Below are 731 nucleotides of genomic sequence, written 5' to 3'. Positions count from 1 at the left end.
GAGATCGTCTTCAGAACCTGCGAAGCGATCTGGTAGGGGCAGCCCTGCGAGTTCGGGCGGCGATCTTCCAGATAGCCCTTGTAGTCGTTCTTGACGAAGGAGTGCGGCACGCGGATCGAGGCACCACGGTCAGCAACGCCGTAGGAGAATTTGTTCCACGGAGCTGTCTCGTGCTTGCCGGTCAGGCGTTTGTCGTTGTCAGGACCGTAGACGTTGATGTGGTCCATCAGGTTCTTTTCGAACTGCGCCATCAGCGCTTCGAAATAGGCCTTGCCGCCGACTTCGCGCATGTACTTGGTCGAGAAGTTGCAATGCATGCCCGAGCCGTTCCAGTCGGTGTCGCCGAGCGGCTTGCAGTGATACTCGATGTCGATGCCGTACTTTTCGGTCAGGCGCTGCAGGAGGTAGCGTGCCATCCAGATCTGGTCGGCGGCCTTCTTGGAGCCCTTGCCGAAAATCTGGAATTCCCACTGGCCCTTGGCCACTTCGGCATTGATGCCTTCGTGGTTGATGCCGGCAGCGAGGCAAAGGTCGAGATGCTCTTCGACGATTTCGCGGGCAACGTCGCCGACGTTCGAATAGCCGACGCCGGTGTAGTAGGGGCCCTGCGGAGCGGGGTAGCCCTGCTCAGGGAAGCCGAGCGGACGGCCGTTCTGGTAGAAGAAATATTCCTGCTCGAAGCCGAACCAAGCGTCTTCGTCGTCGAGGATGGTGGCGCGGGCGTTCGATGC

At 59.9% G+C, this 731-nt stretch carries 1 protein-coding gene; it reads right to left on the bottom strand.

The window, feature by feature from the left end; genetic code table 11:
- Positions 1–731: glutamine synthetase (locus tag FY112_RS23250; protein ID WP_246700729.1), on the bottom strand; the 731-nt coding region annotated here is incomplete at both ends.

This window comes from Rhizobium sp. PEPV16 (genome assembly GCF_008919455.1).
GTDB lineage: Bacteria > Pseudomonadota > Alphaproteobacteria > Rhizobiales > Rhizobiaceae > Rhizobium > Rhizobium leguminosarum_Q.
The sequence above is the reverse complement of the archived record's forward strand: the minus strand, read 5'-3'. Positions and strand labels throughout refer to the sequence as shown.